Below are 18,988 nucleotides of genomic sequence, written 5' to 3' on the forward strand. Positions count from 1 at the left end.
GGCGTAGGTTAGGCGAGGACGGCCAGCTTGGAGTCCTTGCGGCCGAACAGCGCGTGGTCGACCGAGACGCGGCCCGGGCCCACGAGGGCGATGGCCAGCGCGGCGGCAGCCAGCAGCAGCACCAGTTCGTAGCCGCCGTTCATGGCGTAGACGCCCGCCGGAGCGTGCACCAGGAATAGCGCGCCCAGCATGTCGAGCATCAGCAGGATGGCCAGCGGGCGGGTGAGCACACCCAGGATCAGGGCGATGCCGCCGGCGAGTTCCAGCACGGCGACGATCGGTGCAGCGATCTCGGCAGCCGGGACGCCCATCTGGCCGAAGGAGGCCTGCGTGCCGGCAATCGTCCACTCGTTGAACTTCTGCCAGCCGTGGGCCGTAAAGAGGAAGCCGAGGACGACGCGCAGGATCGTGCGGGCGGTGGTGTTCAAAGCGGGATTCTTCATGATGTTTTCACCGTTTCGTGTGGTCAGTGGAGCGGCCCATGGAACGAGCGACAAGCATCAGTTGATTGACGCTTCAATAAAATAGTCGCAACTGATCAGTTGAAGTGTCAAGTTTTGTTTCTGTCGTGTGGGTCACGCTAACGACGGCGACGCTCGCCTCCGCCGCTGGGGGCACCGGGCGCAGCATTCAGTTGCGCCTGCTACAGTCCGCAGCGGTAACAGTTGCCGCCAAGACGAGGACACTGATGGACCTGAACGACCTGCAGGGCTTTGCCGCCGAATGGTGGGCCCGGATCCTGGCCGGCTTCCGGCGCGACCCCGGCCTCGAGCCAACAGCGCTGGAGCTGGGAGTCATCCTTGCGGTGGCGCTCGCGGTCTCCGTGCCGCGGGCGAACTGGCGGTACTTCGGGCTGTTCGTGACCGCGGTGCATGAACTGGGGCACGCTTTTGCCGCCTTGACGACCGGCCGGCTCGTGCGGGGCATCCACCTGCGGTTCGACCAATCCGGCGCCATGATGAGCCGTGCATCCAGTGGGGCCCGCGCGGTGTGGACCGGGTTCTGGGGGTATCCCGTTCCTGCCGTCGTCGGCTGCGTCCTGGTCTGGGCTTCCTTCAGCGGCTGGTCCTCGTTCGCGCTCTCCGTCAGCGCCTTGCTGCTGCTGCTGACGTTGCTGTTCATCCGCAACGGGCAAGGCATCGTGATCGCCGTCGGCCTTGCGCTGGCCTCCGGACTGCTTGTCTGGTTCGCTCCGGCGGCGTGGCTGGGCCACGTGACCCTGGCGATCGGCATCGGCCTGCTGGTGGGTGCAGTCCGCGACTGGCTCAATCTGCTCAGCGTCCACACCCGGAGGCGGCAGCAGTTGGCGAATTCCGATGCCTTCATTCTCGCGCGGCGGACCGGGCTTCCGGCGATCCTGTGGCTGGCGGGGTTCGCCGTCGTCATTGCCGCCTGCTGCCTGCTCGCCGTGGCAGCCATAGCCGCAGCGGCGGGCCTGCTGGCCTGACGCGCCGCCTCGTACACCACGGCAGACCCTCAGCAGTCTTGCTGTTTCGCGCCAAGGCCTTTTCTCGTGCTGCTGCCGTGGCTAGGCTCAACCCATGAACGAGTCGAAAGCGCATAATGAGCTGCCCCTGCCGGACTACGACCATATTCCGCAAGGCACCCTGCCAACACGGATCACCGGGTTGAGCGAGCAGCAGGTGGCAGAGCTGCTGGACTATGAGAAAGCCCACGGCAACCGGCTGCCGGTCGTGCAGGTCCTGCAGCAGCGGATAGAAGCCCTGCGCAACGGGGCCGAGCCGAGCGGGACCGCTAACCCGGACACTCCCGAAGTCAGCCAAGCCCACGGCGGCTCACCGGTGCGCCCGGAGACGGCCGGCCCGCCCGTTAACCCGCCTTCGCAGGGCGTGCCGACCAACCCGTCGCAGCCGCGCTGAGGAATCTGCCGGCCACACCCGAAAGCGGGAATTATTGGCTGTCGCCGTGCGTTGTCCGGGGCGACGAGGAAAATAGATGTTGATTTATCCGTTTAGGACGCTAAAATGGGCCGACACCTCGTCAATACGACAACAGCTTCAGGAGTTCTAGACCCGCATGGCAACCGACTACGACGCACCCCGCAACAAGGACGAAGACCAGAATAACGAGTCCCTGGAAGCGCTGCAGGCTCAGCGCGGCGGCGGAGCGAAAACCGCAATCATCGATGTTGAGGATTCGGATACCGCTGAAGGCATCGACCTCCCCGGTGCCGACCTTTCCGGCGAGGAACTGGTAGTCCAGGTGGTCCCGCCCCGCGAGGACGAATTCACCTGCGCTTCCTGCTTCCTGGTCCGCCACCGCAGCCAGGTAGCCCGCGAAAAGAACGGCGAGCAGTACTGCCGCGACTGCGAAGGCTAAGCCTCCGCCGCACCATCAATCCAAACCCCGTGCTGGTCCCAGCGCGGGGTTTGTTGGTGGATGGCCCGTTGGGGCCGTCATTCGACGTCGATGAATCCCAGCGCCCCGCGCTCGGCATCGACCAGGGCATGGCTGAGGAAGGTGTAGCGGCCGGGCTTCGCGAACTCCAGCTCGGCAAAGCCGCCTTGGGCAGCGGACAAATCCAGGGCCTGCGCCCCGCCCTGCCCCGGATTGTCCGGCTCCAGCAGCCACGCGCCTTCCTTGAAGACAGCGTCGAACTGGCCGCCGATGACATGGAAGCTTGTCCCGCGGGAGGGCCCGGCATTGAGGACCCAGATCCGCACGCGCTCCCCGGCAGCGGCCGCGAGCGGGTGGTGCCGATACTGAGTGGCGTGGCCGTTGAACATCACAATGTCCGGCTCCTCGGCCTGGATTTTGCCGACATTGACCGGCGCGTCCGGTTCGCCGAGGTAGGTCTCGGACTGGACCAGCAGGAACTCGCGGTCAACGTCCGGCAGGCCGGGCGGATCGATAAGGACCGCACCGAACAGCCCGGCGGCAATATGCGCCGAGACCGGTGCGGTGCCGCAGTGGTAGAGCCAGATTCCAGACCGGCTGGCAGTGAACTCGTAGACCAGCGATTCTCCCGGTGGAATGGTGCGCATCGGCTCATCCGGCGAGACGGCGCCGGCATGGTAATCCACCGAGTGGCCCATGCTGCCGCGGTTGACCAGCGTGATCTCGAATCTGTCGCCGACCTTCCCGCGCAACGTCGGCCCCATCACCCTGCCGTTGAACGTCCAGGCCTGCTGCCGGACATCCGGTGCAACTTCCTGGGCCAGTTCCTCCACGTCCAGGGTCAGCCGATGGGTTGTGCCCTCTGCCGCCGGTTCCAGGTCGGCGGCCCGCGGAACGTAATCCGTGCCCGGAGGCGCCAGGAAATCGATGGACGGCACCGCACCGCCGTCGTTAGCGGTATGCCCCGTGTGGCCCGACGCGGGCGCCTCCTCCCCGGACGCTGGTCCGCCGATGACATTGACGTCGAAGACCATTCCCTGGCTGCGGTGCCCGACCACGGTGCACCAGCCGTCCACGTCCGCGCCGATAATGCCGGCGTCGATGGTCGCGGATTCGCCCGGATGCAGCCGGCCGGACTCCGGGCCCGTCACCAACCGCAGGTCATGCACCGTGGAGGGGTCGTCGTTGGTCAGCTCGATGACCAGCCGGTTTCCCGCCGGAACCTCCACCGAGGACGGGGTGAAGCGCATGTCCGCTGCGGAGACCCGGACCGTGGTGGTTTCGCCGGTCGGCGCCACAGTGGCGGCCTGCCGGGCGCCCCCGGAAAGTGCACCGGGTTCGAGCGCGATCCCGCTGAGCGTGCCCAGGAGCACCAGCACCAGCCCGGACGCGCCCCACGCCAGGTGGTTAGCCGGCTTGGGCGCCTGGCCGGTCTGCAGCGGCAGCGGCTTGCCGGCGTTGGCCATCATCGCCTTGCGCCCTGCCACGGAGATCCTGACGGAGCGGAACATCAGCGGCAGGAACGAGGCGAAGGCCAGCAGGATGAGCACGGAGACGATCACGCGGGCCCAGCCCGGGACCGGCAGCAGGCAGACCACCAGGCCACAATTTACGACGGCGAGGCGCAGCATTGCGGCGCGGCCCATCTCCGCGCCGGCCGCCTTGACGGTGGCAGGGCCGCCGCCCATGATCGTCGGCATCAGGTAGGCCATGACACCGAGCAGGACCTGCGCCACGAAACCTGCGGCGAACGGGACAGTCAGCGCTTCCAGCCGCGCCGGCTCGAGCGGCCCGTTCAGCAGCACCGCGGCCAGTGCGATCAGTGAACCAGCCAGCCACAACAGGCCCGCGCCGACGGACAGTGCAGGGAAATCGGTAGGCGGACTGGCTACGGCGCAGCGGACGAAGTGCACGCCGATGTAGCCGATGCCCAGCACGTACAGCACCACGCCGAAGGCAGCGGCCGGAGCGAGCCCGGCGAGGGCACCAAGCACGCAGACCGCCAGGCCTGCGGCCATGGCGACCAGGCTGCGCCAGCCGGCCACCTCCATCCCGACGGTCATCCGCGTGCGCAGGATGGTCGGCCACAGCGTAATGAGCGTCCCGACCATGGTCAGTCCGACGAAGCCCAGCAGGTTGGTGGCCTGGTGGGCGAGCAGGAAGCGGGCGTGCGCGGCGTCGTCGAGCCCGTAGGCCATCACCGCGCCGAAGGCCGCGCCCACCGGAAGCAGCAGCGCGGCGGCGATATAGAACCTGACCGTGGTGGAGAACCGGGCCGGCAAGGCCCGCCGCAACTGCAGCATCAGGTGCACGGCATGCCAGGCCACCGCCCCGCCCACCAGCACGGCGCCGGCCAGGGTCAGCGGCCAGATGCCAGGGAGGATGCCCGCGATCGTCACCACGATGCCGGCGTTCATGATCCGGAGCCGCAGCAGCTGCACACGCCGGGCGGAATCCGGCAGCCGGTTCTTCAGCAGGGCCTCGGTAAAGTGCTGGCTCCAGATGAGGATGGAGTTCGTGACCATGCCCAGCGTGAACATGTGGACCAGCAGCCAGCGCGATTCCGGGACGAACGGGTGCACGAAGGCCAGCACGATCAGCAGCACGAACCAGACAGTGACCGGCAGGCTGGCCTTGCGGTGCCAGGAGGCGCGGGCGGATTTGGCGGGACGGGTCGGTGCAGGCAGGGTCATGGGCGCTGGTTTCTTGAGCCGGAACGGAGCACTTCCATTCTAGTGAGCGGGGTCCGCCCTGCTGTCCCGGACCCTGGCCCGCAGCCCGGAGCGTCAGCTGCTGCTGGTCAGGTGGATCGCAGCCTCCGGTGTCGCCACCCGGAAAGAGAAGGACTCTTCGATGTAGAGATGGACGTTGTCGGCATCATGGTGGTCGTAGCCGAGCGAGAGGTCCTGGCCGGATTCGAACAGGAAATCGCCGCCGCGCAGGCTCATCACGATGGCACCGCGCACGCCCGGGGCCCAGACAATCGGGCCGTCCAGGATGCGGCGCAGGTGCTCGGCCAGCAGGTAGCCGCCGCGCTCGGCGGTTTCGATGACGGCGGTGTAGTGCCCGGGTCCGAGCGCCAGCCCGAACGGGCCGCTGATGCCTTCCTTCAGCAACACCGCGACGGCCTTGGCGATCCGCTTCGGATAGTCGTTGAAGTCCTCCACCCGCGGCACCGGATCCAGCGGCGTTGCCTCCGTGACGCCTTTGATGCCCGCATCCTGCCAGCCGTGGAACACCGCAACATTCTCCGCGCTGGCAATCCGCAGCGCCGCCTCGTTCAGGTCGGACAGGTCCACGTCCGCGGCGCCGCGGTCATGGTCCAGCAGTTCCCGGCGGGACACCGTGAAGTCCGCCCGCACCTCGACCAGCGGCAGGATCCGCCGGCGCAGCGCCGAAACGCCCTCGGCCAGCGCGCCCGCGACGTCGTCCGTCCGGCCCAGGTTGGTGGCCGAGTATTCCCAGCCGAACGGCCCCTTGAAATCGACCAGCTTCCGCGCGCCCAGCGCGACGGTGAGCCGCTGCCTGGCCTCCTCGTCGAGTAGCCGCCAGCCGCCGTCGGAAATCGGTGCGTACTCACGCAGCAGATGGTTCCTGGCCATGGCTATAGCTCCTTCAAACTTCCGATGCCGAGCGAGGGATCAGGCCGGGCCGGCGGGGTCGGCGCGCCAGGCGATTCCGGCGCGCCAGGCGAGTCCGGCGCGGAAGGCCCGTCCGGTGCGGACGCTGCCGTCTCCGCGGCTTCGCCGTTTTGCACGATGTCGCCGTCCCGGAACAGCACACCGCGGGCAGTCTCGCGCCACTTCGGCTTGCGGCGCAGCAGGAACTCCAGGTCCATGCTGAAGTGCTTGAATTCCTCGCCCATCGAGTCCTCGAGGATGGCGCGCGCGGCCGGGTCCGGCTCCAGCGAAATCCGCTGTTCATACCAGCCGATGGCCTCGGCTTCCTCGGTCAGGCTGGCGCACATCCGCGCGAAAGTCCGGGTCTCGGCCGAGAGCTCTCCGGCCGGCTCATGGTATTGGTCAAAACCCATCGGACACCCCTTGACGTTGGTCTTCGCAAACCGTGCACAGTGCCTACGAGCCAGCCTAGCGACGCATGCCGGGGTTGACTACCCTGAAGCGCTCAGCCCTCCCAGCCGAGGTTGCGGGCCATCCGCTGCAGCACATCCAGCGCCGCTTCGTACTCGTCGGCGGAGACTCCGGCGGTGATCTTCTCCCGGTTCCGGTCCGCCACTTCGCCCAGCGACGCCAGGCTGTTGCTGCCCAGCTCGGTCAGCCGGTAGCGGCCGCCGTCGTCGGACACCCATCCGCTCTCCAGCAGCTCCTCGAGGTGTTCGGCCGAGGACTCATCGGCCGTCTGGCTGAAGAACGGCTTCAGCGCCTCGTTGAGCTCACCCGCGGTCGCCGGCTGCTCGGCCAGGACGTTGAGGATCTGCCACTGCCGGCGCGTGACGCCGTGCTCTTCGACCATGGCGTCGAACTGTTCGTTGATCAGGCCGTCCACCAGCCTGAGCCAGAACCCGATGGGACGATGTGCTGCCATGAACCCACCTTACAAACCGGGTCAACCCCGCGGGCAGGGGGCAAGTACGACGGCGGAGGGCGGGTTGGGCTCGGGCCTTGCCGCTGCGCCGGGGTGCTAATAGCGTGAGGGGCAGATCCCGGTGCCGGCGCAGGCTGCAGCCGGGGCGCGCAGCCTGTATCGGTACCTGCCCTGTCCCACGCAAGGAGGAGAGCATGAGCCAGGAGCCGCATGGAACGCTGGATGAGGACAATCCGCGGGAGCCGGCCGTCGACGTTTCCACCGAAACCCAGGAGTATCCAGGCTTCACCAAGGAGATGGAGCCGCGGCCGGACCACGGCGAGGACAGCTACCGGGGCAATGACCGGCTCAAGGGCAAGAAGGCCCTGGTCACCGGCGGTGACTCCGGCATTGGCCGCGCCGTCGCGCTCGCGTTCGCACGGGAGGGCGCCGACGTCGCTATTTCCTACCTGAAGGAAGAGGAGGAAGACGGACAGGACTGCCTCGAACTGATCCTGGCCGAGGGCCGCAACGCGCTCGCGGTTCCCGGTGATGTGCGCGAAGAGGACTATGCGGCGAAGGCCGTGGGCGAAGTCGTCGGGGAGTTCGGCGGACTGGACATCCTGGTCAACAATGCCGGCTACCACCTCGAGCAGCCCGGCGGCATCGCGGACATCAGCCCGGACCAGCTGCGCCGGACGTTCGAGACCAACGTCTACGGCACCGTCTGGATGATCCAGGCGGCCCTGCCGCACCTGTCGCCGGGAGCCGTCATCATCAACACCACCTCGATCCAGGGCCACCATCCCTCCACCGGGCTGATGGACTACGCCGCGACCAAGGCCGCGCTGAACAACCTGACCTTCAGCCTGGCTGAGCTGCTCGGACCGAAGGGCATTCGGGTGAACGCGGTGGCCCCGGGCCCGATCTGGACGCCGCTGCAGCCGGCCACCACCTCGGAGGAGAAGCTGGAGAAGTTCGGCGACGCCACACCGCTGGGCCGCGCCGGGCAGCCGGCCGAGGTGGCGGGAGCCTTCGTCTACCTGGCGTCCAATGACGCGCGGTATGTCTCGGGCGAAATCATCGGGGTCACCGGGGGCATGCACCTGGCCTGAGCCGCCTCGTCCGTAGACACGCCCGGTCCATATACAAACGGCGGGCGGCGAAATAGCCTTAGTCCTAGCCCCACCCGTCGGTCTTCGAAGGGATCCAACCATGGCTTCAGTCAATTCGTTCGGTTCACAGGGCACGCTGGATGTTGCCGGAACCGGCTACCAGATCTTCCGGCTCAACGCCGTCGACGGGGCAGAGCAATTGCCCTACAGCCTCAAGGTGCTGCTGGAAAACCTGCTGCGCACCGAGGACGGCGAAAACATCACTGCCGAGCACATCAACGCGCTGGCCCGCTGGGACGCGGAGGCAGAACCTGCCACCGAAATCCAGTTCACCCCGGCCCGCGTGATCATGCAGGACTTCACCGGCGTTCCCTGCGTCGTGGACCTGGCCACCATGCGCGAGGCCGTGGCGGACCTCGGCGGCGACCCGAAGCGGGTCAATCCGCTGGCCCCGGCCGAACTGGTGATCGACCATTCCGTGCAGATCGACGTCTTCGGCAACGCCCAGGCGCTCGAGCGGAATATCGAGATCGAGTACCAGCGCAACGGTGAACGCTATCAGTTCCTGCGCTGGGGCCAGACCGCGTTCGACGACTTCAAGGTGGTGCCGCCCGGCATGGGCATCGTGCACCAGGTCAACATCGAGTACCTCGCCCGCACCGTGATGACCCGCGAGGTTGACGGCGCGCTGCAGGCCTATCCGGACACGTGCGTCGGCACGGATTCGCACACCACCATGGTCAACGGGCTCGGCGTGCTGGGCTGGGGCGTCGGCGGCATCGAGGCCGAGGCCGCCATGCTGGGCCAGCCGGTTTCGATGCTGATTCCGCGGGTGGTCGGCTTCAAGCTCACGGGCCAGATCCCGGCCGGTGCCACCGCCACGGACGTGGTGCTGACGATTACCGAGATGCTGCGCGAGCACGGCGTCGTCGGCAAATTCGTGGAGTTCTACGGTGAAGGCGTGGCCGCCGTACCGCTGGCCAACCGCGCGACCATCGGCAACATGAGCCCGGAATTCGGCTCCACCGCCGCCATTTTCCCGATCGACGACGTCACGCTGGAGTACCTGCGGCTGACCGGCCGTCCCGAGGAGAACGTCGCGCTGGTCGAGGCCTACACCAAGGAACAGGGCCTCTGGCACGACCCGTCGAAGGAGGTCAAGTACTCCGAGTACCTCGAGCTGGACTTGTCCACCGTGGTGCCCTCCATCGCCGGACCGAAGCGCCCGCAGGACCGGGTGGAACTCGCGAATGCGAAGATGCAGTTCCACCGCGACCTCGAAAACTACGTGCACAAGCAGGTCGAAGCCGAGGGCCCGAGCGTGGACGAGGCCGTCGAGGAGTCGTTCCCGGCCTCGGACCCGCCCACCTACACGGATGCCGGCAGCAAGATCAAGAACCCCGCGCATCTGACCGTCAAGCGGACGGACCCGGATTCGGGCCGGGCCAAGCACCCGGTCGAAGTGACCATGCCGGACGGCCGGAACTTCATGCTGGACCACGGGGCCGTGACCATTGCGTCGATCACCTCGTGCACCAACACGTCCAACCCCTCGGTCATGCTCGCCGCCGCGGTGCTGGCGCGCAACGCCGTCGAAAAGGGCCTTGCCTCGAAGCCGTGGGTCAAGACCTCGGTGGCGCCCGGCTCGAAGGTCGTCACCGACTACTACGAGAGGTCCGGCCTGATCCCATACCTGGAGAAGCTCGGCTTCTTCATCGTCGGCTACGGCTGCACCACCTGCATCGGCAACTCCGGCCCGCTGGAGGAGGAGATCTCGCAGACCATCAGCGACAACGACCTGGCCGTCTCCGCGGTGCTGTCCGGCAACCGCAACTTCGAGGGGCGGATCAACCCGGACGTGAAGATGAACTACCTGGCGTCCCCGCCGCTGGTCGTCGCCTACGCGCTCGCCGGTTCCATGGATTTCGACTTCGAGGACGACCCGCTGGGCCAGGACCCTGACGGCAACGACGTGTTCCTGAAGGACATCTGGCCGGATCCGCTGGAAGTCCAGCGGATCATCGACTCGTCCATCGACAAGGACATGTTCACCTCCAGCTATGAAACCATTTTCGACGGCGATGAACGCTGGCAGTCCTTGCCCACCCCGTCCGGGGACACCTTTGCCTGGGACCCGCAGTCGACCTATGTGCGCAAGCCGCCGTATTTCGAGGGCATGCAGGCCCGGCCGGAAGCTGTCCAGGACGTCCAGGGTGCCCGGGTGCTGCTGAAGCTGGGGGACTCGGTCACCACGGACCACATCAGCCCGGCAGGTTCCTTCAAGTCCGATACGCCGGCCGGCAAGTACTTGCTGGAGCACGGAGTGGAGCGGAAGGACTTCAACTCCTACGGCTCCCGCCGCGGCAACCACGAGGTGATGATCCGCGGCACCTTCGCCAATATCCGCATCAGGAACCAGCTGCTGGACGGCGTCGAGGGCGGCTTCACCCGCGACTTCAGCCAGGACGGCGGGCCCCAGGCCGCGGTCTACGACGCGTCGATGAACTACCAGTCCGCGGGCATTCCGCTGGTGGTGCTGGCTGGCAAGGAGTACGGCTCCGGTTCGTCCCGCGACTGGGCCGCCAAGGGCACCGCGCTGCTGGGCATCAAGGCCGTCATCGCCGAAAGCTTCGAGCGCATCCACCGCTCGAACCTGATCGGCATGGGTGTGCTCCCACTGCAGTTCCCGGCCGGTGAAAGCGCATCCTCGCTCGGCCTCGACGGCACCGAGACCTTCGCCATCGAGGGGGTCACGGCGCTGAACGAGGGCACCACGCCGAGGACCGTCCGGGTCACCGCGACGGCCGCGGACGGCGGACAGAAACAGTTCGACGCGGACGTGCGGATCGACACACCAGGCGAGGCCGACTACTACCGCCACGGTGGCATTCTGCAGTACGTTTTGCGCCAACTGGCGGCCTAGCAACCGGATCGCAGCGGCACCGTGTTCCGCGGTGTTGCTGCAGTCAGGATTCGCCGGCGCGCCGTGCATTGCCGTGGAAGCAGAAATTCCGTAATCTGTTCCGGGCCACAACGGTGGCTGCAAGGCCCTCACGGGAGAAAACCATGGAATATTCAACGCAAGGACGCGTGCGTCCCGACTTCACAGGAGTCGGAGACGGCGATGCAGCTTTCTGACTACGAACGCGAACAGCTGCAGCTGCTTGAGCAGCAATTGAGGATCGAAGCCCCCGAGCTCGTCCAAGTCTTGGCCGCCCCAGCGGCGCTCCCACACCGAAGCCGGTTGCTCGGCGGCTGGCTGCTGGCCTTTTGCGGTGCCATCGCCATCGTGCTCGGTGCCTACGCATCGCTGGTGCCGCTGGCCTCAATCGGCCTGTTGGGGATCGCGGCGGGAATGTTCATCGCGACCAGCCCGGAAATGGCACCGGCCGGATCCGGGCCTGCAGGGTAGGCCGGTTCGGGCCAACCGAAGCCGCGACCGGGGGCCGGAATGCTAGTGCAGGCCGGCCACCAGCCACGCACCGATCCGGTCGTGCCACGCCATCTCCACGACGGCCTGTACACCCATGCCCGTGCCCGAGCGGACGGACACGTCCACCGTGCCGCGGGCCCGATCGGTGCCGAGGATGCCGTAGTCCGGCTCCGGGATGGAGCGGACGATCCCGGCGGCGGCAGTGAAACCACCCCAGTCCGGCAGCGACTCCGGGACCACCAGGCTCTCCAAGGTCTTTCGGTAGTGGCGGTTGTCGTGGAGGGCTTCGCAGAACAGGACGGCCACTTCCACGGCGTCTTCGACCGGGCCGGTACTCGCCGCGCCTGCATCTGCGGCCGCGTCGGAGGCGCTGCGGCGGTGCAGCCAGTGCACGTCCGGAGGCAGGTTGGAATCCATGCCAACACCTTAGCGATCCGTACCGACAGTCAGGGCTGCCGCCGCGCCCTTTCCAAGGGCACGCCGGCTTCCTCGGCCTCGGCGAAATTCGCGTCGATGTGGACCACGTCCCGGCCGGCCCGTTGGAGCAGGCTCGCGGCAATTCCGGCCCGGTAACCCGATCCGCAGTGGACCCAAAGGCGCCCGGCGGGAACGTCGTCCATTCGGGCCAGCAGGTCGTGCACCGGAATATTCGCCGCGCCCCGAACATGGGACTTCCGGTACTCGTCAGTCCGCCGGACATCCAGGACCGGCTCATCTGCCGTGCGGTCCCGGGCCAGTTCCAGCCAGCCGACCCGCGGGTAGGAAACCAGGGACGTCCCCGGGGCGAGCTGCGCCGGGTCTGCGCCGACGGCGGCGTCCGGACCGTCGATGCCGATCCTGGCCAGGTCCCGGATGGCATGTTCCACCTCCGAGCGTCCGCCGACCAGGGTCAATTGCTTGTCCCAGGGCAGGACCCAGCCCAGGTAGGTCGTGAAACTGGAACCGCTGCCGTATTCGAAGCTCACCGACCCCTTCAGGTGGCTGCTGGCAAAGGCCACCCGGTGCCGCAGGTCCACCACCCATTCTCCGTCCGCCAGGCGCCGGTCCAGTTCGGCCGGTTCCAAGGACTCCGGCAGCGCGAGGTCGGCGGGCCCGGGACCCTGCCGGTTCGCCGGAGCCATGTGGGCGTAGTAGGAGGGGTAGGCGGAGAGGTTGCCGATCAGCTCCCGGACGAAATGGTCTTCGTCCGGATCGGTCAAGGCATGATTGGACGCCAGCTGCTCCGCCATCGTGGAGGAACGCAAGCGGCTAGCCGGCCTGGAGGAACAGAAGGAGCCAAAGCCATGCGTGGGGAAGAGGCCCGCGTCTGCCCTGGCCCGGGCCATCAGCCGCCGCGCCGAAGCGTACTGGTCATGGGCCAGGCCAACCGTGTCCTCGTCGCTGACCAGGTCCGTCCGGCCCACCGACCCGTAGAGCAGGCTGCCGCCGGAGAATACCGCCTGGTCCGCTCCCTGGGTCACGATGTAGGACAGGTGCGTGTGCGTGTGCCCCGGCGTCGCCACCGCCAGCAGAGTCATCCTCCCGATCCGCACCGTCTCACCGTCGCTGATCGGCTCGCGCGCGAACTGCACCGGATCGGCCGCGTTCACCAAATACAGCGCGCCATGCTCCTGCGCCAGCAGGAAGCCGCCGGTGAGGTAGTCGTTGTGCATATGAGTCTCCGCCACGTGCGTTATCCGCACGCCGGCATCGGCCACAGCCTTCTCAATCCGGTCCGTGTCCCGCTGCGGGTCGATCACCAGCGCCACCTCGCCGTCGTGCACCAGGTAGCTGCGGTCGCCCAGTTGCGGAGTTTCAATAATGGTGACTTCCATGGCCGTCCTCCTGCTCCGATCATGGGACGCCGGGCGCCATCCCGCAAGGGGCGGGCAGGCCGCCGGAACAGGCCCGCGCGCTGTCCGCAGGCACAGCAAACCCGCCGGCGGGCTCCAAACCGGCGGGTAAGCTGCCGGCAGCTCCTACTTCACGGCCATCCGCTGCGCCGGTGCGGCGGGGCGCCGTACCGACGAGCCCTGGCGGCGCGGGAGCAAGTGGTGGTATTCCGGATGTTCCACCAGGGTCTTGCGCACCGTCCGATCAAACGGACGCACAGCAAGATGCCGGCGGTGGGCGCTTTCCAAAGCGTTCATCACCAGCAGTGTTTCCAGATCCCGGTTCCGGAACCCGCGGTCGATCGTCGTCCGGAGGAACCAGATTTCGTTTCCTTCAAGCCGGTATCGCAGCGATCCGGCAACTACCCCATCCCAATAGATTGTGAATTGAGCGCTCAGATGGTCGTCATGGACGGCAGGCATTGGAATCCCCCCTCTGGCAAGCCCGGCACGAGGAGATACGCACCGGTACCCACTTAGACGTAAGAGTGCGCCTTCAGGTTCAATGGGTCAAGCAAAATTTTCAGGAGGCCCATGGACACCAACACGGACGGCGCCACGCAGCGGCCGCAGCACCTGCAACCCGGAGCCGTCCTGCTGGTCATGGCCGGGGGAGCGCTCGGCGCCCTGGCCCGCCATAGCATCGGATTGCTGCTTCCGCCGGCAGCCGGCTGGCCCCTGGCGACCCTCGCCGCCAACCTCTCCGGCGCCTTTGTGCTGGGCCTGCTGCTGGAGTTCCTGGCGCTCGGAGCCAGGAACGACGCCGGCACCCGGGCTGTGCGGTTAGCGGCCGGAACAGGGTTCCTGGGTGCCTTTACGACCTACAGCGCCCTGGCCCTCGAAGCGAACCTCCTGCTGGCAGAGGGCCAAACAGGAACGGCCATCGCGTACCTGCTGGCGACGTTGGCGGGCGGCTTCCTGGCCAGCCTCGCCGGGGTCGGCGTCGCGTCGCGCTGGCTGCGCAGGGAACCATGACGGTGCTCCTGCTGGCCCTCGCCGGCGGTGCCGGTGCCGGTACGCGCTTTGTCCTTGACGGAGCAGTCCGGACCTGGCAGGCCAAAACCGGACGGACCACCTTCCCGCTGGGCATCCTGCTGGTCAACACCACAGGTTCCTTTTTGCTGGGACTGCTCACCGGCGTCGTACTTTCACAACACCTGGCCCCGGAACTGCAGCTGGTGCTGGGCACCGGTTTTCTCGGCGCCTACACCACCTTCAGCACCGCCAGCATCGACACCGTGCGCCTGGTGCGCGAGGGCAACTGGGGCCAAGGGCTGTTCAACGCGGCGGGAACCGTCGTGCTGACCGTTGCCGCCGCGGCCGCCGGCCTCGCCCTCGGTTCGGGATAGTCAGCGCAGCACGATCTCCGTGGCAGTGGCGGGCGACTTGCCGGAGACCACGAAGCCGGAGACGTTGGCTTCCGGGTGCTTGATGATGTCGGTGATGGACCCCAGGTGCCGGGACAGGTCCACCTTGTCCTCGGGTGCGGCGAGCAGCAGCTGGAAGCCAAACTCCTGCAGCGCGTTGATGCCGGCGCCGGCGTATTCGGAGTTGGCCTGGATGAACGCCTCGTCGATCATCACCGTGCCGTAGCTGCTGTAGCCCTGGCTGGCGATGCCCAGCTGGTAGGCCAGTGCGGCGCCCATAATGAACGAGGTGAAGCGCTGGCCTTCGCCGCCGGAGAGGGTGCCCGGTTCGAGTCCGGTCTCGACCTCGCCGTTGGGCCGGTGCTCGTTGCAGCTGATGGTCACGTGCTGGCGGACGTCCAGGACGGTGTCGCGCCAGTGCTGCCGGGCCGGATCGTTCAGTGCCTCGACGATCCGCTCCAGCGCCTTGTAGCTCGCGGCCATTTGCTCCGGCGTCCGCTTCACGTAGGCGTTGCCCAGCGCCTCCTTCAGCTCCGTCCGGAAGGTGCGGGCCTCGTCCGGAATGGTGGTCCTGACCTCGAGCTTGAGCCGGCTGCCGTGGTCGAAGGGGACGTCCGCGAGGATCTGGTTCAGCGGCAGGATCCGTTCCTCGATCGCCCGGCGCTCCTCCTCGAGCAGTTGCAGGAGGTCCGAGAAGCGTTCGTACGAGCGGTTGTTGAAGTACTCGCGGAACTCGTCCTCCCGCTGCGGCAGGCCCTCGTCGATGATGCTTTCGTAGAGCGCCTCGTAGTGCGGGGCGCTTTCGACGCCGGTGCCAAAGGAAGCGCTCAAGTGCTCGCCGAAGTCGCGGGCAAAGGACTTGAACGTGTCCGTCAGTGCCGTTTCGGTGCGGTGCAGTTCCTCGCGCAGCGTGGCGGCTTCCTCGTGCAACCGCAGCTGCGCGGCGTGGAAGCGGGCTTCGAGCTCGTCCAGCCCCGCCGGCTGCGTGGAGTCTCCGCCCTGGCCGCCCATGGCGGACGCCGCCGAGCCCGCGCCTGTCCCGCCGGAATCTTCCGCGCCGGCCGGGCCAATGTAGGCCGCCAGGGCCTCCGCCGTCCAGTCGGCCGGGGGATTGGCGGCGGCTTTCGCGGCGGTCCTGTCCCGGGCGGCGCGGGACTTCTCCAGCCGGCGCTCCACGGCCTGCAGCTCGTTGCGCTGCACGGCCAGCCGGCCCACGGTGGATTCCAGCTCCGCCTTGGCCGCCTTGAGCTCTGCGTGGATCTCGGCCAAAGTGGCGCTGCTGTCCACGGTTTCGCGCAGGCGGTCTTGCAGGGCCTGCAGCGCTTCGCGCAGCGGGCCAGTGTCGACGGCGGCGAATTCCCGGCTGTCCGCGGCCACGCGCTGCAGGGCTTCAAGCCGGCCGGCGAGGGCATCCTTGGCCTTGCTGCGTTCATCGGCCAGCTCCGCCGCGTCCGCCTGTTCCTGCCGGATGGCCTCGGCCTGGTCCTGCAGCTGGGCGATCTTTTCGATGTTGCTGAAGCCGAGCAGGTAGTCGCCCGGATTGACCGTGCGGGTGTCGCGCTCGAAGGTGCTGCGGCCGAGCTTGATGGTTCCGGCGAGGCTGATGGCTTTGTCCTCGGCGTGGAGGCCCTCGTCCGACTCCACGCAGGTGAAGGCGTAGTCCGCGGTGATTTTGCGCTCAAGCCAGGCACCGGCGTCGGAATTCTTGAACTCCAGCTTGGTCACCAGGTCGGCCGGCGCGGCCGTGGCGGGCTTCGGTTCGGCGGCGATGTTGATCCAGCGCAGCTTGCCGTGCGCCTGCAGGGAATCAATGGCTCGGGTGACGGCGCGGATGTGCTCGCCGCGGACCAGAAGCGTGGTGGCCAGGGAGCGCAGCGCTTTCTCGGCCGCGGGCCGCCAAGGCAGGTGGTCGGGGCTGATATCCACGAGCTCGCCGGCAAAGGGCATGTCCTCGGCGGCGATCCCGGTTTCGGCGCTGATCTGCCGGCGGGCAGTGGCGCTGGCACCGTCGATATTGCTGCCGCGGCGCTGGTAGGAGGCGATTTCGGCCCGCAGCTTCTTCTCGCGGTCCTTGGCGTTGATGCTTGCGGCGACCGCTTCATACTCCAGCGTCCGGGCGGCCTTGGCCTCCTCGGCCAGGGAGCCGACGGTCTGCGCAGCCTCCTGGCGCGCCGCCGCCAAACCTGCCTCGGACCACTCAAGCTGCAGGCCGGCGTCGTCAATTTCCTGCCGGACCTGCGTCTCGATCCGCTCGCGCTGCTCCAGTTCCACGCGGGCGGCGCGGATGTCCCGCTCCAGCGCCTCGATCGCGCGGCCGCCGTGGCTGGCGTGCCGGTCCTCGAGCGACTGCACCCGGTCCTGGAGCTGGTCCTTCGCGGCCGCTTCCGCCTCGACGTTGGCCGCTGTTTCTGCCTGCAGCCGTTCCAGCTGCCCGGTTTCGGCCGCCAGCAGCGAGGCCGCCTGCTGCTGCCTCAGCAACGGCAGCTGGACCGAAGCCAGCTCGGTGTTGCGCTGCAGTTGCGCGCCAAGTTCCCGGTAGCGGCGGTGCTGGCCGGGGACCTTGGCCAGGGCGTCGCGCTGGCCGCGGGCGTCCTCGAGCTGACGGTAGATTCCGCGCAGGTGGCTGAAGTCCTCCGCGGCCCCGGCCGCCGCGGCGAGCGTGGTCGGGATGTCGAGCACTTCGTAGCGGAAGAACTTATTCACACCCTTGTCCAGGCCCTTGCCGTTCTGCAGGGTGCGCAGCAGACTGAAGGCCTTGTCATTGTCGATCCCGAGCCTTCGGCGGAAGCGTTCCGCGAAGGACTTGTGGACGTCGAACGCCTCACAGCCCGGCAGGGCGGCATGGAGGGAGGTGGGAGAGAAGCGGCGTCCGCCGTGGTTTTCCAGCGCGGCTGTGTCCAGCGGCCGGTTGTGGATGACGTAGTGCTTGCCGACCTGGCCTTCCAAGCCGTTGACGGGCAGGTCGAACAGCGCTGCGATGCAGACCTGGCGGCCCAGGCCGTCGTCGTAGACCAGGGCGATGGCGGACCACGTTGCGCCCGGGCGCTGGTAGCTGATCCCGGCGGCCGTCTTGGTCTTGCGCCCGCGCATGTAGCTGTACGTGGTGCGCCGGTCCTGCCGGTTGCTCGCCTCGTTGGCGGACTCGTTCAGCCGCGGGGCCGCATAGAAGATGTGCTGGATTCCGTCGAACAGCGTGGACTTGCCCACGCCGGGATGGCCGGTCAGCAGCGTGCCGGCGCGGTCGACGTACATGGCGTGCCGGCCATGGAACGTGCCCCAATTGATCACCTGGATGCTGCTCAGCCGGTACTGGCCGGGATTGATTTCCTCGCCCAGCGGCAGGGTCTGCGCAATGCTCACCGTTCGTCGTCCTCCTCAGGGGCGGGCCCGGCACCGGGGGCGGCTTCGGCGTCCTCAATCTCCAGGGTGTCGGGGTCGTCGTCCTGTCCTGCCGGCTCCTCGATGTCAACGAGCAGGGCGCCGCTGCTCCGCGACAGCGCCTCCAGGTACGGCGGGATCTCGTCGATGTGGTCGAAGGGCAGGGCCATGGCCAGCGCGTTGCTGACCCGGTACACGCCCTCGAGTTCCGTGGGCAGCAGCAGCTTCAGTGCCAGCAGCCGATGGATCGAGGCGTCAGTGAGCTCCTCGAGCCGCTTGTCGTCGGCGGAGCCGGGCTGCCGGTGTTCCTCCAGGATCTCGCGTGCCCCGGCGCGGGAGATCGTCGCATCGGTGCCCGAGCCGCGTGCCGGTCCAGCAGCAGCCGCAGCCGCAGCGCCAGCAGGGTCTCCTCGCGCCGCAGCGGCTTGCGCGGCTGGATGGCAGTGGTGTGCGGGGCTTCCACCTCGGCCGGAGTCAGCATAGCGATCTTGCGGTCCGGGTCGATGCTCAGCACCAGGAAGATCTCGCAGAGGTAGTCGGCGATGGCGCTGCGGTTGTCCAGGATGGTGCTCCACAGCCGGGGCTCCGCGGCGCCGTCGACATACGGTCCCCGCAGCAGCCGCACAATCGCCTGCCGCAGCGGCAGCGCGAAGGTGCCCGTGTCGCCGTCGAAAAGCCGCCGCTCCTCGCGGTAGCCGTGGTCGACGTCGGAACTGAAGTCAGTTGCGGTCATTGAGCGGATTCCTTCATGAATGTAATGAGCGGCAAATAGGCGGCGCGTTCGGCGCCGCCGAGCTCGGTGAACGCGACCTTCTCGTAGAGGTCGCCGGAAATCTCCTGCCCGGTGTTGCGCGCCGTGAGCACCAGGCCGCGGACGGTGTTGATATGCCGCTGGTCCGCCGGCACCCGGTCCAGCACCGCGCCGAGGGTGGCCCGCCCGTC

At 67.7% G+C, this 18,988-nt stretch carries 19 protein-coding genes and 1 pseudogene; 8 read left to right on the plus strand and 12 right to left on the minus strand.

Going from position 1 to position 18,988, the window contains the following annotated elements; all coding sequences use genetic code 11:
* Positions 1–8 precede the first annotated feature (8 nt).
* Positions 9–443 carry a DoxX family protein gene (locus tag D477_RS10135; protein ID WP_005268940.1) on the minus strand — a complete coding sequence of 145 codons (435 nt, stop codon included), beginning with the start codon at positions 441–443 and terminating at the stop codon, positions 9–11.
* A 245-nt stretch (positions 444–688) separates the two neighbouring features.
* On the opposite strand from D477_RS10135, the gene D477_RS10140 reads away from it, so the two are divergent.
* From D477_RS10140 to D477_RS10150, 3 genes are all read left to right on the plus strand, one after another.
* Entirely contained in the window at positions 689–1,447 is a 759-nt protein-coding gene (locus tag D477_RS10140; RefSeq protein WP_005268941.1) for a M50 family metallopeptidase, read from the plus strand.
* A gap of 94 nt (positions 1,448–1,541) precedes the next feature.
* Complete coding sequence (locus D477_RS10145) at positions 1,542–1,880, plus strand: hypothetical protein (protein ID WP_005268942.1); 339 nt, start codon at positions 1,542–1,544, stop codon at positions 1,878–1,880.
* A gap of 157 nt (positions 1,881–2,037) precedes the next feature.
* Positions 2,038–2,340 (plus strand): DUF4193 domain-containing protein, encoded by a 303-nt coding sequence (locus D477_RS10150; RefSeq protein WP_005268943.1) that lies wholly within the window; start codon positions 2,038–2,040, stop codon positions 2,338–2,340.
* Between the two features lie 77 nt (positions 2,341–2,417).
* Here the strand turns inward: D477_RS10150 and D477_RS10155 are convergent, their stop codons facing one another.
* From D477_RS10155 to D477_RS10170, 4 genes are all read right to left on the minus strand, one after another.
* Complete coding sequence (locus D477_RS10155; protein ID WP_005268944.1) at positions 2,418–5,051, minus strand: multicopper oxidase domain-containing protein; 2,634 nt, start codon at positions 5,049–5,051, stop codon at positions 2,418–2,420.
* 93 nt (positions 5,052–5,144) lie between these two features.
* Complete coding sequence (locus D477_RS10160) at positions 5,145–5,960, minus strand: family 1 encapsulin nanocompartment shell protein (RefSeq protein WP_005268945.1); 816 nt, start codon at positions 5,958–5,960, stop codon at positions 5,145–5,147.
* A gap of 2 nt (positions 5,961–5,962) precedes the next feature.
* Complete coding sequence (locus tag D477_RS10165) at positions 5,963–6,391, minus strand: ferritin family protein (RefSeq protein ID WP_005268946.1); 429 nt, start codon at positions 6,389–6,391, stop codon at positions 5,963–5,965.
* 92 nt (positions 6,392–6,483) lie between these two features.
* Complete coding sequence (locus D477_RS10170; protein WP_005268947.1) at positions 6,484–6,903, minus strand: MarR family winged helix-turn-helix transcriptional regulator; 420 nt, start codon at positions 6,901–6,903, stop codon at positions 6,484–6,486.
* A gap of 194 nt (positions 6,904–7,097) precedes the next feature.
* On the opposite strand from D477_RS10170, the gene D477_RS10175 reads away from it, so the two are divergent.
* The 3 genes from D477_RS10175 to D477_RS10185 all read left to right on the plus strand — a co-directional run bounded on the left by D477_RS10175 (position 7,098) and on the right by D477_RS10185 (position 11,409).
* Positions 7,098–7,997: a glucose 1-dehydrogenase gene (locus D477_RS10175; RefSeq protein WP_005268948.1), complete on the plus strand. Its 900-nt coding sequence runs from the start codon at positions 7,098–7,100 to the stop codon at positions 7,995–7,997.
* A 100-nt stretch (positions 7,998–8,097) separates the two neighbouring features.
* The gene (locus tag D477_RS10180; protein ID WP_005268949.1) at positions 8,098–10,920 is read left to right on the plus strand and encodes an aconitate hydratase; all 2,823 of its coding nucleotides are present in this window, start codon (positions 8,098–8,100) and stop codon (positions 10,918–10,920) included.
* 201 nt (positions 10,921–11,121) lie between these two features.
* Positions 11,122–11,409, plus strand: coding sequence for a DUF3040 domain-containing protein (locus tag D477_RS10185; protein WP_005268950.1), 288 nt, complete (start codon positions 11,122–11,124; stop codon positions 11,407–11,409).
* A gap of 42 nt (positions 11,410–11,451) precedes the next feature.
* Here D477_RS10185 and D477_RS10190 read toward each other — a convergent pair whose 3' ends face one another.
* The 3 genes from D477_RS10190 to D477_RS10200 form a co-directional block, all read right to left on the minus strand.
* The gene (locus D477_RS10190) at positions 11,452–11,847 is read right to left on the minus strand and encodes a hypothetical protein (RefSeq protein WP_005268951.1); all 396 of its coding nucleotides are present in this window, start codon (positions 11,845–11,847) and stop codon (positions 11,452–11,454) included.
* A 29-nt stretch (positions 11,848–11,876) separates the two neighbouring features.
* Complete coding sequence (locus D477_RS10195) at positions 11,877–13,244, minus strand: MBL fold metallo-hydrolase (RefSeq protein WP_005268952.1); 1,368 nt, start codon at positions 13,242–13,244, stop codon at positions 11,877–11,879.
* Between the two features lie 144 nt (positions 13,245–13,388).
* On the minus strand, positions 13,389–13,724 hold the full coding sequence (locus D477_RS10200) for a GNAT family N-acetyltransferase (protein ID WP_005268953.1): 336 nt from the start codon (positions 13,722–13,724) through the stop codon (positions 13,389–13,391).
* A 111-nt stretch (positions 13,725–13,835) separates the two neighbouring features.
* Between D477_RS10200 and D477_RS10205 the strand changes: the two genes are divergently transcribed.
* Together D477_RS10205 and crcB are read left to right on the plus strand one after the other, a co-directional pair.
* Positions 13,836–14,276, plus strand: coding sequence for a fluoride efflux transporter FluC (locus D477_RS10205; protein WP_005268954.1), 441 nt, complete (start codon positions 13,836–13,838; stop codon positions 14,274–14,276).
* Positions 14,273–14,650: a fluoride efflux transporter CrcB gene (gene crcB / locus D477_RS10210; protein ID WP_005268955.1), complete on the plus strand. Its 378-nt coding sequence runs from the start codon at positions 14,273–14,275 to the stop codon at positions 14,648–14,650. The genes D477_RS10205 and crcB overlap by 4 nt, the downstream gene beginning before the upstream one ends.
* Here the strand turns inward: crcB and D477_RS10215 are convergent, their stop codons facing one another.
* The 4 genes and pseudogenes from D477_RS10215 to D477_RS22650 all read right to left on the minus strand — a co-directional run.
* Positions 14,651–18,028 (minus strand): ATP-binding protein, encoded by a 3,378-nt coding sequence (locus tag D477_RS10215; protein WP_005268956.1) that lies wholly within the window; start codon positions 18,026–18,028, stop codon positions 14,651–14,653. It lies immediately after the preceding gene.
* The gene (locus tag D477_RS23255) at positions 18,025–18,243 is read right to left on the minus strand and encodes a hypothetical protein (RefSeq protein WP_005268957.1); all 219 of its coding nucleotides are present in this window, start codon (positions 18,241–18,243) and stop codon (positions 18,025–18,027) included. The genes D477_RS10215 and D477_RS23255 overlap by 4 nt, the downstream gene beginning before the upstream one ends.
* Positions 18,244–18,272: 29 nt before the next feature.
* Positions 18,273–18,779: a DUF4194 domain-containing protein gene (locus D477_RS21170; RefSeq protein ID WP_005268958.1), complete on the minus strand. Its 507-nt coding sequence runs from the start codon at positions 18,777–18,779 to the stop codon at positions 18,273–18,275.
* A pseudogene (locus D477_RS22650) lies at positions 18,776–18,988 on the minus strand (DUF3375 family protein); the annotation flags it as partial. The pseudogene D477_RS22650 and the gene D477_RS21170, both read right to left, overlap by 4 nt.

It is taken from the genome of Arthrobacter crystallopoietes BAB-32 (assembly GCF_000328305.2).
Classification (GTDB): Bacteria; Actinomycetota; Actinomycetes; order Actinomycetales; family Micrococcaceae; genus Crystallibacter; species Crystallibacter crystallopoietes_A.